This window comes from Stagnimonas aquatica, from assembly GCF_003730135.1.
In the GTDB taxonomy this organism is placed as follows: Bacteria; Pseudomonadota; Gammaproteobacteria; order Nevskiales; family Nevskiaceae; genus Stagnimonas; species Stagnimonas aquatica.
Window position 1 is genome coordinate 221,093 of record NZ_RJVO01000005.1, and the last position, 13,716, is coordinate 234,808.

Consider the following 13,716-nt stretch of genomic DNA (forward strand, 5'->3'; position numbering starts at 1 on the left):
CCGTCCACGCCCCATATGCCAGGCGTGCCGCAACGGGTACTGATCCGCACTGCCAGCCCCCCGGGCGCGCACCCAAGGTCTTACTTACATGAAACGCATTTTGATCAACGCCACGCAGCGCGAGGAACTGCGCGTGGCGATCGTGGACGGCCAGCGTCTGATCGACCTGGATATTGAAACCGCCGCTCGCGAACAGAAAAAATCCAACGTTTACAAAGGTCGCATCACCCGCGTCGAGCCCTCGCTCGAAGCCTGTTTTGTCGACTACGGCGCCGAGCGCCACGGTTTCCTGCCGCTCAAGGAAATCCACAAGAGCTACTTCAAGCCGGGCGCGCCCAACAACTCCAGCAACATGAAGGAGCTGGTGGCCGAAGGCACCGAGCTGATCGTCCAGGTTGAAAAGGAAGAGCGCGGTAACAAGGGCGCCGCCCTGACCACCTTCGTCAGCCTGGCCGGCCGCTACCTGGTGCTCATGCCCAACAACCCGCGCGCCGGTGGCATCTCCCGCCGCGCCGAGGGCGAGGCCCGCGAGGAAACCAAGGAAGCCCTGGAAGCCCTGCAACTGCCCAGCGGCATGGGCGTGATCGTCCGCTCCAACGGCGTCGGCCGCAGTGCCGAGGAGCTGCAGTGGGACTGCAACTACCTCGCCGAGATCTGGAAGGCAATCACCGAGGCGGTGGCCAAGAAGCCGGCGCCGTTCCTGGTCTACCAGGAAAACAACATCGTGCTGCGCGCGCTGCGCGACTACCTGCGCCCCGACATCGGCGAGGTGTGGGTGGACCACCACGAGGTCTACACCCAGGCCAAGGAGCAGATGGAGGCGACCATGCCGGCCGACCTCGCCAAGCTCAAGCTCTACCGTGACGAGGTGCCGCTGTTCAGCCGCTACCAGGTCGAGTCGCAGATCGAGGCCGCCCACGAGTCGGTGCTGCGCCTGCCCTCCGGCGGCTCGATCGTCATCGACCACACCGAAGCGCTGACTTCCATCGACATCAACTCCGCCAAGAGCACCGGCGGCGGCAGCATCGAGGAAACCGCGTTCAAGACCAACTGCGAAGCCGCCGACGAAATCGCCCGCCAGTTGCGCCTGCGCGACTTGGGCGGCTTGGTGGTGATCGACTTCATCGACATGGAGTCGAACAAGAACCAGCGCGAGGTCGAGAAGCGACTGGAGCGCGCGGTGGAGATGGACCGCGCCCGCATCCAGCTCGGCAAGATCAGCAAGTTCGGCCTCTTGGAACTGTCGCGCCAGCGCCTGCGCCCGACGCTCGCCGAGCACATGCAGATCACCTGCCCGCGCTGCTCCGGCATCGGCCACATCCGCAGCGTCGAGTCGCTGGCGCTGTCGATCCTGCGCCTGATCGAAGAAGAGGGCATGAAGGACAAGACCGCCCGTGTGGTCGCCCAGATCCCGGTGGACGTCGGCACCTTCCTGCTCAACGAGAAGCGCGCCAATCTTCAGGAGATCGAGAAGCGCTGCAAGGTGGCGGTCACCCTGGTGCCGAACGAGACCCTCGACTCGCCGCATTTCCAGATCAACCGCATCCGTGGCGACCATCTGGACCAGGACAACAACAACGCGGTCAGCTACAAGATCCCCACCGACTTCAAGGCCGACGAGCGCCTGAGCATGCCGATCGTCACCGTCCCCGCCGGCAAGCCGGTGGCGGAAGCGGCGGTGCAGGGCATCAAGCCGGCCACGCCGCCGCCGGTGGTCGTGGCGGCCGCACCGGCCGCGCCGGTCGCCGTGGCAGCCGCCGCGCCGGCGATGCAGGCGGTGACCACCACCAAGGACGGCTTCTGGGCGCGTCTTGCCTACGTCTTCGGCTTCGGCGCCAAGCCGGTCATCGAGGGCAAGCGCCGCGAAGACAAGCGGGATGGCAAGCGCGAGGAGCGCGGCGCCCGCCCGGACGGCCGCAACGACGGTCGCCGTGACGGCAACCGCAACGAACAGGGCCGCCGCGACGGCCAGCGCCAGGATCAGCCGCGCCGCGACGGTCGTCCCGGTCAGCCCGGCGGCCAGCCGCAGCAGGCCCAGAACAACCAGCAGCGCCGCGATGGCGGCCGCCCGCAGAACGGCAACGAGCCGCGTCCGCAGGGCGAACGCCGCGATGGCCGCCACGCCCCGCAGCAGGCCCAGCCGGCAGCACCGGCCGCCGCAGGCCAACCGCAGGCGCAGAACCCACGTCCGCCGCAGGCTGAGCGTGGTCCGCGTCCGGAAGGCCGGCCGCCGCGCGAAGCCGGCGAGCAGGGTGGCCGTCCGCCGCGCCCGCAGAACAATGAGGGTGGTCGTCCGCCGCGCGATGGCGCCGAGGCCGCTGGCCGTCCGCCGCGCCAGGACAATGCCGCCAATCCCGGCCGTCCGCCGCGTGACGGTGGCGGTCGTCCGCCGCGTCCGGGCAGCGAAGCCGCCGCCGCGCTGAGCGCCAACCCGGCCGCCGAGGCCGCGCCGGTCGCGACGGCGCCGGTGGAACTGCCGCCGCTGCCGCCGGAAACCGGCTTCCGTCCGGGCCTGATCGGTGGCACCGCCCCGGTCGCCAGCACGGCCGCCGCGTCGGTGGTCGAGGCCGGCGTTACCGCCGAAGCCGTAGCCACGACCGGTGAAGAGGTCGACGGCGAAGCTGGCGAGCGTGACAACACGGTTCCGGGTGGCCGCAGCCTGCGCGGACGCCGCAACCGTCGCCGTGGCGGTCGCGGCCGCAATGGCGAGCGCACGAGCACCGAAGGCACAGCCAATGACGCGGCCGAGTCGGTTGAAGACGCCGTCGAAGTCGGCGAGCTGAGCGAAAATCCGGCGGCAGAGCCGGTCGCGCTGACTGAGCCGCTTGCCGCCGCCGCGATTCCTGCAGTGCCGGCACCGGTCGTGGCAGCGGAAGTCTCCACCGAAACCGCTACCCCGCCCCCCAGCCCGATCAGCGCCGCACCGGTGCAAGCCTCTCTGCTGGAGAGCGCCGAACCGGCTGCAGCCAAGCCGGCGGCGGAAGCCGGGGCCGGAGGCCGTCCGCGCCGTCCGGAAAGCAGCGAGCTGGCGCGCCCAGCGGCAGCCGCCGCTACTCCGCTCGCCGGAGCCGCCGTGATCGCGCGCGCCAGCGAGGCCGGCGACTACCAACCGCGCCTGGTGGTCAGCGGCGGCGACGGCCGCCACAGCGGCCCGGCCGTGATCAGCGCCAGCACCCCGCTGCCGCCGCGCAGCGCCAGCAGCGACTTCATGCCGCGTCTGCTGGTCTCCGCCGGGGGTAACGCCACCGTGACGCGGCCGGTCGCCAGTGGTCCGCTGACCAGTTCCAGCGCCGCCAGCAGCGACTTCCTGCCGCGCCTGCTGGTCACCGGCGAGAACGGCCCCTCGGCCCGCCCGCCGCGTCCGGCGCCGGCACCGGCGGAACCCGCCGAGGCTCCGGTGGTAGAGGCAGCTCCGCCTGCTACCCTGGAAGCGAGTACGGAAGCCGCCGACGCGGCCGCGCCGAAGACCGATCCGGTCTAAGCGCGCCTGCAGCACAAAGCCCGCCGGGGTTCACTCCCGGCGGGCTTTTTTTGTTTCCCTCTGATTGGCGGAGCCCGATCCGCTGCGCTAGTCCGCCTGCGTCAGGGCACGCGGCACCAGCACCGGGAAATCCAGCAGCATCTGCGCAAAAGCCTTGCCCTGGGGATCGGTGCGCAGCGAGGCGGCACCGCCATTGCCCAGCGCGTGGTGCAGCAGGAAGTTGAGCGAGTGGCTGCCGGGCAGACGCCAGCGCTGCACCCGGCCCTGTTCACCGCCGGCGAGCACGTGGGCGAAGTAGCGACGTAGCGCGTCCTCGCTCAGCGCCGCCTCGATATAGGGCAGGTATTCCGGCTTGCGGGCGATGACGCCGATGTTGGCGTGGTCGCCCTTGTCGCCGCTGCGCGCCAGCGCCAGGCGGATCAGCGGCAGGCTGACGGTATCGCTGAGGTCCACCGCCGGAGCCAGTTCCGGCTCCTCGGCGGGTGCGACATGACCACCCCCGGTGGGCACTGCCACCGGGAAGCGCTGCTCGCCTACCACCACCTCGACGCCGACCTGCGCCTTGGGCACCAGGGTGGAGAACAGCTTGGGGATCATGTGCGGCTCCGGCCGGCCGCCGCCGAAGTAGCCGGTGAAGCCGGGCGCCATGCCGGTCGCCGCCTGGGCGATCTCGCGGGCGAACAGCTTCAGCGCCTTGGGATTGGGATGCTGGACGGCGATCTTCACCACCACCTCGCGGGTGGCGGCCGCAGCCGGCCGGGCGTGCGGGCCGTAGCTCTCCTCGGCGCCGATGCAGTGGATGTCGACGCCGCTGAAGTCGCCCAGCTTCTGTTCTAGCAACTGCCGCCGCACCTTCTCCACCACCGCCGAGGCCGAGGCGCGGCCTTTGCGGGCGGCGTCGATGCCGCCGATCATGAACAGCGCCGCGCAGCGCATGCCCGCCGGATAGGTGGCGCTGACCTTGTAGCTGGCGGTCGGCGCCGAACCCTGGCAGCCGTTGACCCGCACCCGGTCCGGGCCCACCTGGGCCAGCCGCACCTGGGTGAAATCACAGCTCACATCCGGCAGCAGATAGGCGCGCGGGTCGCCGATCTCGTAGAGCATCTGTTCCAGCACCGTGTGTACCGACACCAGGCCGCCAGTTCCCTCGGGCTTGCTGACCACGAACTCGCCGCTGGGCTCGACCTCGACGATGGGGAAGCCCATGTCGGCATAGCCGGTCTGCACCAGTTCCCAGTCCGTGAAGTTGCCGCCGGTGCACTGGGCGCCGCATTCGATGATGTGACCGGCGATGGAGCCGGCGGCCAGGCGCGGATAGTCGTCCTCGGCCCAACCGAATTCGTGCATCAGCGGCCCCAGCACCACGGCGGAGTCCACGCAGCGGCCGGTGATCACCACCTCGGCGCCGGCGTCGAGCGCACGGGCGATGGGGATGGCGCCCAGATAGGCGTTCATGGAGACCAGGGTCGGCGGCTGCGGTTTTCCGGTGTCGAGTTCCACCGCCGCCGCGAATTCCTTGCGGCGCGGCAGCAGGTCGTCGCCCAGCACCACCGCCACCTTCAGCGCGATGCCAGCCTTGGCGGCGACGGCCTCCAGCGCCTCCTTGCAAGCCAGCGGGTTCACGCCGCCGGCATTGGCCACCACCTTGATGCCACGGGCCTTCAGCTCCGGCAGCAGCGGCGCCATCACATGCTCGACGAAGTCGGTGGCGTAGCCGTCCTTGGGATCCTTCATGCGCTTGGCGGCAAGGATCGACATGGTGATTTCGGCGAGGTAGTCGAAGACCAGGTAATCGACGTTTCCTTTCGACACCAGCTGAGCCGCTGCGGTGTTGGTATCGCCCCAGAAAGCGGAAGCTCCGCCGATCCGCACACTGTTCTTCATATCGCCCTCAGCTGCTTGATTAATAAGCCTTCAAAGCCCGCCCAACGGGCCAGAAGCGCCGACGCAGTGTGAACGATCCGGTGCCCAGGCACCAGAATAAGTTGGCTTACCGAATGCTAGGAAACCAGGGCCAGCGCAGCCCAGAGCAGCAGCGCCGAGGCGAGCCCGGCGAGGGCGTCGTCGAACATGATCCCGAAGCCGCCGTGCAACTTCTCGTCGAAGTAGCGGATCGGCCAGGGCTTGAGCACGTCGAAGAAGCGGAACAGGGCAAACACCGCCAGCAGCCACCACGCAGAGACCGCCGGGTAGACCAGCAGCGGCGCGGCGGCAATGCAGAAGCCGACGATCTCGTCGAAAACGATGCCGCCGTGGTCGTGAACCTGCAGCAGATGCGCGCTGCGTCCGCAGATCCAGCAGCCGAAGACGAACAGCAGCGCACAGGCCAGCGCATAGGCCGGTAGCGGCAGCGCGTGCAGCGCGAAGTAGAACGGCAGTCCGACCAGGGTGCCGAACGTGCCCGGCGCCTTGCGCGCCAGGCCGGTGCCGAAACCGAAGGCGATCAGATGCTCGGGCGTGCTCAGGATCAGCGCATCCGGCTCGCGCGGCTGGCGCGATTCAGTCACTGAGCGCCTCGACCTGCACGGTCTTGCCCCAGAGCCGCGAGGCGATGATCGCCATGCCATCGGCATCGCCGGTGCTGAACCACTGCACCTTGCCCGGCAGCGGCGACACCACCAGCAAACCCTCGGCCTGCAGCAGCGCCTCGGTGCGGCGCGCCACCGCCTCGCCGGTATCGAGGATGGCGATGCGCGGCCCCACCACCTCGGCGACCAGCGGCCGCAGAAAGGGGTAATGGGTGCAGCCCAGCACCAGCACGTCGGCACCAGCCGCCAGCAACGGCGCGGTGTATTCCTCGACCAGGGCGCGGGTCTGCGGGCCGTTGAGATCGCCCAGTTCCACCCGCTCCACCAACCCCGGGCAGGGCTGGGTGATGACCCGCACGCCGCCGGCATGCTCGCGGATCAGCTTGTGCAGTTTCTCGCCGGCAATCGAGGCCCCGGTAGCGAGCACCCCGATCACGCCGCTGTAGGTACGCGCGGCGGCCGGCTTCACCGCCGGCTCCATGCCGACGAAGCTCACCGGGTATTCGGCGCGCAGGGTCTCAATGGCGGCGATGGTCGCGGTATTGCAGGCGACGACGATGAGCTTGGCGCCGCGCGCCAGCAGCGCCTCGGTGACCGCCCGTGCCCGCGCGGTGATCTGGTCGGCGCTCTTGCCGCCGTAGGGGCAGTGCCCGGAGTCGGCGATGTAGAGGAAGTCCTCCTGCGGCAGGCGCTGCACCAGCTCCTTGAGCACGGTGATGCCGCCGAGGCCGGAATCGAAAACGCCGATGGGTGCGATGGACATGGGAGCTCAGAAGTGGCGGTAGCCGGTGGCGGTTATTGGACTGCTTTGCCCATCAGCGTAACGCAGCCGCAGGCCCGCTTCAGCCTGCATGAGGCCAACCACGGTGAGCGGCAGGTTCAAGGCCGCCAGCCGCGCCTGCGCCTCCGCGAGCCGCGCCGGTGGCAGGCAGACGCACAGCTCGTAGTCGTCGCCGCCCTGCGCCTGCAATTCAAATCGCTGGTCGCCGCTCAGCTCGCGGCTCAGTTCGGCGAAGGCCGGCGACTGCGGCAAGGCCTCGGGGTCCAGCTCGGCGCCCAGGCCGCTGGCGGCACAGAGATGGCGCAGATCGCCGGCGAGGCCGTCGGAAAGGTCCAGCGCGGCACTGGCGAGGCCACGTAGCGCCAGACCGGCGGCCAGGCGCGGTGTCGGCCGGTCCAGGCGTTCGCGCAGCATCAGATCCGCGTCGCCCTGCGCAGCCGCATCCAGACGCCGCAGCGCCAGAGCAGCATCGCCCAGAGTGCCGGTGACGCAGACCAGATCACCGACGCGCGCACCGCTGCGGCGGATCGCCTGCCCGGCCGGAACCAGACCCAGCACGGTGATGGTGATCGCCAGCGACCCGCGCGTGGTGTCGCCGCCGACCAGGGCGACGCGATGGGGCTCGGCCAGCGCCCGCAAGCCGCCGGCGAAGCCGCTGAGCCAGGCCTCGTCGGCCTCGGGCAGGCTCAGCGCCAGGGTGAACCAGCGCGGCTCCGCAGCCATGGCGGCGAGATCGGAGAGATTCACCGCCAGCGCCTTCCAACCCACCGCTTCGGGCGCGGTCTGGTGCGGAAAATGGCGGCCGGCGACCAGGGTATCGGTGCTCACCACCAGTTCGTAGCCGGCCGGAACCTGCAACAGGGCGGCATCGTCGCCGATGCCCAGCACCACGCCGGCGCGGGCGCTGGTGAGATCCTGGAAATGGCGCTGGATCAGCCCGAACTCGTCCACCGCCGCTCCTGAAAGGGGCGCCGCGCGCCTACTTGCCGTCCTGCACTTCCGCCGGCCGCAACTGCCGCGCCAGCTTGTCGAGCACGCCGTTGACGAACTTGTAGCCCTCTTCGGAGCCGAAGAGTTTGGCGAGATTGACCGCCTCGTTGACGATCACCCGCCAGGGCACCGAGGGCTCGTGAGCCAGCTCGTAGGCGCCGAGCAGCAGGATGGCGTGCTCGACCGGATCGAGCTGCTGCAGCGGGCGATCCAGATGTGGCACCACCGACAGCGTCAGCGGCTGCGCATTCTCGACCACGCCGCGCAGCAGCGCCTCGAAGTAGGCCGGGTCGGCGCGGCCCAGGCCTTCGTCCTGCTCGCGGAACTGCCGCAGCAACTGCTCCGGCGAAGTCTCGTTGACCAGCCACTGGTACAGGGCCTGGGCAGTGACGCGGCGGGCCAGGCCACGGCGGCTGACCGGCGCCGAGGGCGTTGCGTTCTCCTCGCTCATTCGGCGTCTCCCTCGGCTCCCGCATTGGCCTCGCGCGCAAGCCGGATCATCTCCAGCACCGCCTGCGCGCACTCGTAGCCCTTGTTGCCCTCGCCGGGGCCGGCGCGCTCCACCGCCTGCGCCGGGGTGTTGACGGTGAGCACGCCGAAGCCCACCGGCTTGCCGGTGGCGAGTTGCACGTCCATCAGGCCGCGCGCGCACTCGCCGGCGACGAAGTCGAAATGCGGGGTATCACCACGGATCACCGCGCCGAGCGCGACCACACCGTCCCAGTAGCCGGTCTCGGAGCGCAGCAGGGTCGCCGCCGCCAGCGGCAGCTCGTAGGCGCCGGGCGCGCGGAACTCGCCAATGCTGTCTGCGGGCACGCCCCAGTCCTTGAGGCAGGCACGGGCACCGGCCAGCAGAGCGTCGACCACCTCGACATTCCAGCGGGTGGCGACGAGGGCGATACGCACGTCGGAAAACTCGACGGCATCGGGCTTGGCGGGGGCGGCGTAACCGGTCTTGCTCATGGTTTCAATCGGGATCGAATCGGACATCAGTCGCAGGCGACGTACTCGACCACTTCCAGGCCGAAGCCGGACAGGCCGTACATCTTCTTGGGGCTGGACAGCACGCGCATCTTGCGCACGCCCAGGTCGTTGAGGATCTGCGCGCCCAGGCCGTAGGTGCGCAGCACCGGGCCGGTCGGCTCGGCGCCCTCCTCGGGCCGGTTGAGGCCGACGATCTGCTGCACCAGTTCGCGCGGCGACTCCGGGCGGCGCAGCAGCACCACCACGCCCTCGCCTTCCTCGGCGACGCGTTGCAGCGCCCGGCGCACCGGCCAGGAGAAATCGCCGTGGCGCACCGCCAGCACGTCTTGCAGCATGTTGCGGATGTGCACGCGCACCAGGGTCGGCTTGTTCATCACCACCGCGCCTTTCACCATCGCCAGGTGGATGGTGTTGTCGACGGTGTCCTGGTACGTGACCAGACGGAACTCGCCGAACTCGGTCTGCACATGGGTCTCGGCGACGCGCTCGACGGTGTGCTCGTTGTCCAGCCGGTAGCGGATCAGGTCGGCGATGGTGCCGATCTTGAGGTCGTGCTCCTTGGCGAAGGCTTCGAGATCGGGCCGGCGCGCCATGGTGCCGTCGTCCTTGAGAATCTCGCAGATCACCGCCGCCGGCGTGCGGCCGGCCAGCCGCGCCAGATCACAACCGGCTTCGGTATGACCGGCGCGGTTGAGCACGCCACCGTTCTGCGCCATCAACGGAAAGATGTGGCCCGGCTGGACGATGTCCTCCGGCTTGGCGTCGGACTTCACTGCGGTGCGCACCGTGTGTGCGCGGTCGTGCGCCGAAATGCCGGTGGTCACCCCCTGCGCCGCCTCGATCGACAGCGTGAAGTTGGTGCCGAAGCCGGAGCCGTTGTCGCTCACCATCAGCGGCAGGCGCAGCGCCTTGCACTTTTCCTGGGTGAGCGTCAGGCAGACCAGGCCGCGACCGAAGCGCGCCATGAAGTTGATGTCTTCCGGCCGCACCGCGTCGGCGCACATCAGCAGGTCGCCCTCGTTCTCGCGGTCCTCGTCGTCCATCAGGATCACCATCTTGCCGGCCTTCAGGTCGGCGATGATCTCGGGGATGCTGTGCAGGCCGCGATTGAGTTCGCTGGCTGGGGGCTTTACCTGGGCATTCATGCCTTGTTCTCCTCTTCGCGCGCGGTCAGCAGGCGCTCCAGATACCGCGCGATCAAATCCACTTCCAGATTCACCGCACCGCCGGCGGCGAGGCCGCCGAGGCTGGTGTGCGTCCAAGTATGCGGCACGATCATCACCCCGAAGCGCCGGCCGGCGACGGCGTTGACCGTCAGACTGATGCCGTCAATGGTGATCGAGCCCTTGCGGGCGATGTAGCGGGCGATGGCCTGTGGCGCCTCGAATTCCAGGCGCCAGCCGCGCGCCTCCTCGTGCTTGCCGACCAACTGGCCGATGCCATCGACATGGCCGCTGACCAGGTGGCCACCCAGCGGCTTGGCAGGGGTCAGCGCCTTTTCCAGGTTGACCACCTGGCCGACGTCCCAGCGGCCGGCGGTAGTCGCGGCCAGAGTCTCGGCCGAGAGGTCGGCGACGAAACCGCTGGGGACGAAGGCGACGGCGGTCAGGCAGACGCCGTTGACGGCGATGCTGTCACCCAGCCTCGCGTCGGCGAGGTAGCCACCAGGCTCGGTGATGGTCATGCGCAGGTCGCCACCGACCGGTTCAACGGCGGCGATACGGCCCTGGGCTTCGATGATTCCGGTAAACATGCGGTAGCTATCCAGAACGTGGGCGAAACTCCTTCCCCCGCTTGCGGGGGAAGGCTGGGATGGGGGCGTTTCGCCCCACGACAAAGCGCCGATTGAGAGTCACCGCCCCCACCCTAACCCTCCCCCGCCCGCGGGGGAGGGGACAAGGGTTCCGGTGTCGCCAGGATGCGCAGATCGCGCCCGACCTGGCGGACGTCGATATAACGCAGCGCGATCTTCTGGTCGAGTCGCTGCAAGCCGGGCAAGTCGGCCAGCGCCCTGCCCTCGTGGCCCAGCAGCGCGGGCGCCAGGTAGAGCAGCAGTTCATCGACCAGGCCGGAAGCCAGCAAGGCACCGGCGAGCCGCGGCCCGCATTCGACCAGCAGTTCGTTGACGCCCCGCTGCGCGAGCAGGGGCAGCAGCGCTGGCAGGGAAATGTGCCCCGAGGCGTCGGGCTCCACCGCCAGGCTTTCGACGCCGGCCGCCACCGGTGCGGCGGCATGGGCCGCAGTGGTAACGCGGAAACGGCGCGCGCCCTCGGCCCAGACCTTGGCGCTGGCCGGCACGCGGGCACGGCTGTCGAGCACGATGCGGTCGGGCTGGCGCAGACCGGCAACGGCGCCGTGAATGGCGTTGTCGCCTCCGGCATGCGAAGCCAGGGATGCAGTCGGCGCGGCTGGCGAGCCCCGCCCGGTCGCGCCAGGGATGGCAAGGCCGCGACCCGCCCAATAGTCCGCTGGCAGCCGCACCGTCAGCGCCGGATCGTCGGCGAGCACGGTGTCGCTGCTGGTCAGCACCGCGCCGGCCTCGGCGCGCAGGCGGTGCACGTCGGCGCGCGCCTCGGCACCGGTGATCCACTGCGACTCGCCGCTGGCCATCGCGGTGCGGCCGTCGAGGCTGGCGGCCAGTTTGAGGATCAGGAACGGCCGCTGGCGGCGCATCCGCGAGACGAAGCCGCGATTCAGACGCTCAGCATCGGCCTGCAACAGGCCAACCTCCACCGCGATGCCGGCGGCGCGCAGGCGCGCCAGACCCTGGCCGGCGACCAGGGGATTGGGATCTTCCATGGCGGCGACCACGCGGCTGACGCCGGCCGCGATCAGCGCCTCGGTGCAGGGCGGCGTGCGACCGTGGTGATTGCAGGGTTCCAGGCTGACGAAGGCGGTGGCACCTCGGGCGCGCTCGCCGGCCTGGCGCAGGGCGTGGACCTCGGCGTGCGGCTCGCCGGCGCGCAGATGGGCCCCCTCGCCGACGATCTCGCCATCGCGCCAGAGCACACAGCCGACGCGCGGATTGGGATGGCTGCTGTAGCGCCCGGCTTCGGCGAGGCGCAGCGCCCGCGCCATCAACCGGGCGGCCGCGTCCGGTGCTGGTTTCATTTCCGCCGACGCTCGGGCTCGTCGATCAGCGGCAACTGGCTCTTGCGCGCCTCGGCGCTGGGCATCTTCTGCAGACGCTCGATTTCCTCGCGGAAGGCGTTGACGTCCTCGAAACTGCGGTAGATCGAGGCGAAGCGCACATAGGCGACGTGGTCGAGGTCGTGCAGCTCCTGCATCACCCATTCACCGATGCGGTGGCTGGCGACCTCGCGCTCGCCGGTCTGGCGCAGCTTGCGCAGGATGTTCTCGATGGCGTGGTCGATGGCCTCGGCCGACACCGGCCGCTTGTAGAGGGCGATCTGCAGGCCCTTGCGCAGCTTGTCTTCCTCGAAGGGCTCGTTGACGCCGTCGCGCTTGACCACGTAGGGCATCGCCACCTGCGCCTTCTCGAAGGTGGTGAAGCGGCCCGAGCACTTCTCGCACTCGCGGCGGCGACGCACCTGGGTCCCGTCCTCGGCCAGCCGCGAGTCGATGACCCGCGTATCCGGCGCCTTGCAGAACGGGCACTGCATCGCTTACTTCGCCGCGTAGACGGGGAAGCGCGCGCACAGCGTCGCCACCTGCTCGCGCACCCGCGCGACCGTGGCATCGACCTCCACGCCGGCGCTCATGGCATCGACGATGTCGGCGATCCAGCCGGCGACCTGGGCCATCTCGGCCTCCTTGAAGCCGCGCGTGGTCGAGGCCGGGCTGCCGATGCGCAGGCCCGAGGTGACAAAGGCCGAGCGCGGATCGTTGGGCACCGCGTTCTTGTTGACGGTGATGTGCGCCTCGCCGAGCTTGGCCTCGGCGTCCTTGCCGGTGACGTTCTTGGCCACCAGATCGAGCAGGAAGAGATGGTCGTCGGTGCCGCCGGAAACCACCTTGTAGCCGCGATCCAGGAAGACCTTGGCCATGGCGCGGGCATTGGCGACGACCTGCTTCTGGTAGACCTTGAAGCTCGGGTCCAGCGCCTCCTTGAAGGCCACCGCCTTGGCGGCGATGACGTGCATCAGCGGGCCGCCCTGGATGCCCGGAAACACCGCCGACTGGAACTTCTTGTTGAACTCCTCCGGCTGGCCCTTGCTGACGATGATGCCGCCACGGGGACCGCGCAGGGTCTTGTGCGTGGTGCTGGTGACCACGTGGGCGTAGGGCAGCGGGCTCGGGTACTCACCGGCAGCGACCAGGCCGGCGATGTGTGCCATGTCGACCCAGAAGTAGGCGCCGACCTTGTCGGCGATCTCGCGCATGCGCTTCCAGTCCTTGATCCGCGAGTAGGCGGAGAAGCCGCCGATCAACAGCTTGGGCTTGTGCTCCAGCGCCAGCTTTTCCAGCTCGTCGTAGTTGATCAGGCCGGTTTCGGGATCGAGGCCGTAGGGCACGATCTTGTAGTTCTTGCCCGAGAAATTGGCCGGGTGCCCGTGGGTGAGATGACCGCCCTGGGCGAGGTTCATGCCCATCACCGTGTCGCCGGGGCTGACCAGGGCGTGGAAGATGGCGGCATTGGCCTGGGCGCCGGAATGCGGCTGGACGTTGGCGTAATCGGCGTCGAAGAGTTGCTTGAGACGCTCGATGGCGAGGTTCTCGGCGATGTCGACAAACTCGCAGCCGCCGTAGTAGCGCTTGCCCGGATAGCCCTCCGCGTACTTGTTGGTGAGCTGGCTGCCCTGCGCCTGCATCACCGCCGGCGAGGCGTAGTTTTCGGAGGCGATCAGCTCGATGTGCGCTTCCTGCCGGCCGTTCTCGGCGGTGATGGCGGCAAACAGTTCGGGGTCAGCGACGGCGAGGCTGGGAGCGTTCTTGAACATGGCGGATTTCGGTTTGCAGATTTCGGATTGAAGAAGCGAGGCGGAGCGCTG

Annotated in this window: 12 protein-coding genes; 1 reads left to right on the forward strand and 11 read right to left on the reverse strand. The window is 69.3% G+C overall.

Going from position 1 to position 13,716, the window contains the following annotated elements:
* Positions 1 to 88 precede the first annotated feature (88 nt).
* The gene (locus ED208_RS12250) at positions 89 to 3,481 is read left to right on the forward strand and encodes an Rne/Rng family ribonuclease (RefSeq protein ID WP_123212194.1); all 3,393 of its coding nucleotides are present in this window, start codon (positions 89 to 91) and stop codon (positions 3,479 to 3,481) included.
* An 87-nt stretch (positions 3,482 to 3,568) separates the two neighbouring features.
* Here ED208_RS12250 and ED208_RS12255 read toward each other — a convergent pair whose 3' ends face one another.
* The 11 genes from ED208_RS12255 to glyA form a co-directional block, all read right to left on the reverse strand.
* Positions 3,569 to 5,365: an acyclic terpene utilization AtuA family protein gene (locus ED208_RS12255; RefSeq protein ID WP_123212195.1), complete on the reverse strand. Its 1,797-nt coding sequence runs from the start codon at positions 5,363 to 5,365 to the stop codon at positions 3,569 to 3,571.
* A 116-nt stretch (positions 5,366 to 5,481) separates the two neighbouring features.
* Entirely contained in the window at positions 5,482 to 5,988 is a 507-nt protein-coding gene (locus ED208_RS12260) for a phosphatidylglycerophosphatase A family protein (RefSeq protein WP_233575060.1), read from the reverse strand.
* The gene (gene murI / locus ED208_RS12265) at positions 5,981 to 6,772 is read right to left on the reverse strand and encodes a glutamate racemase (protein ID WP_123212197.1); all 792 of its coding nucleotides are present in this window, start codon (positions 6,770 to 6,772) and stop codon (positions 5,981 to 5,983) included. Before murI ends, ED208_RS12260 begins: the two co-directional genes overlap by 8 nt.
* A 6-nt stretch (positions 6,773 to 6,778) precedes the next feature.
* Positions 6,779 to 7,741 (reverse strand): thiamine-phosphate kinase, encoded by a 963-nt coding sequence (gene thiL, locus ED208_RS12270; protein WP_123212198.1) that lies wholly within the window; start codon positions 7,739 to 7,741, stop codon positions 6,779 to 6,781.
* Between the two features lie 28 nt (positions 7,742 to 7,769).
* Positions 7,770 to 8,231 carry a transcription antitermination factor NusB gene (nusB, locus tag ED208_RS12275; protein WP_123212199.1) on the reverse strand — a complete coding sequence of 154 codons (462 nt, stop codon included), beginning with the start codon at positions 8,229 to 8,231 and terminating at the stop codon, positions 7,770 to 7,772.
* Positions 8,228 to 8,743, reverse strand: coding sequence for a 6,7-dimethyl-8-ribityllumazine synthase (ribH, locus tag ED208_RS12280; RefSeq protein ID WP_123212245.1), 516 nt, complete (start codon positions 8,741 to 8,743; stop codon positions 8,228 to 8,230). Before ribH ends, nusB begins: the two co-directional genes overlap by 4 nt.
* A gap of 26 nt (positions 8,744 to 8,769) precedes the next feature.
* A complete protein-coding gene (ribBA, locus tag ED208_RS12285; protein ID WP_123212200.1) occupies positions 8,770 to 9,909 on the reverse strand; it encodes a bifunctional 3,4-dihydroxy-2-butanone-4-phosphate synthase/GTP cyclohydrolase II in 1,140 nt (379 codons plus the stop codon).
* Positions 9,906 to 10,517, reverse strand: a complete 612-nt coding sequence (locus ED208_RS12290) for a riboflavin synthase (RefSeq protein WP_123212201.1) — start codon at positions 10,515 to 10,517, stop codon at positions 9,906 to 9,908. Before ED208_RS12290 ends, ribBA begins: the two co-directional genes overlap by 4 nt.
* A gap of 113 nt (positions 10,518 to 10,630) precedes the next feature.
* On the reverse strand, positions 10,631 to 11,875 hold the full coding sequence (gene ribD / locus ED208_RS12295) for a bifunctional diaminohydroxyphosphoribosylaminopyrimidine deaminase/5-amino-6-(5-phosphoribosylamino)uracil reductase RibD (protein WP_233575061.1): 1,245 nt from the start codon (positions 11,873 to 11,875) through the stop codon (positions 10,631 to 10,633).
* Positions 11,872 to 12,387 carry a transcriptional regulator NrdR gene (gene nrdR / locus ED208_RS12300; protein WP_123212203.1) on the reverse strand — a complete coding sequence of 172 codons (516 nt, stop codon included), beginning with the start codon at positions 12,385 to 12,387 and terminating at the stop codon, positions 11,872 to 11,874. Before nrdR ends, ribD begins: the two co-directional genes overlap by 4 nt.
* 3 nt (positions 12,388 to 12,390) lie before the next feature.
* On the reverse strand, positions 12,391 to 13,665 hold the full coding sequence (gene glyA, locus ED208_RS12305) for a serine hydroxymethyltransferase (protein WP_123212204.1): 1,275 nt from the start codon (positions 13,663 to 13,665) through the stop codon (positions 12,391 to 12,393).
* Positions 13,666 to 13,716 lie beyond the last annotated feature (51 nt).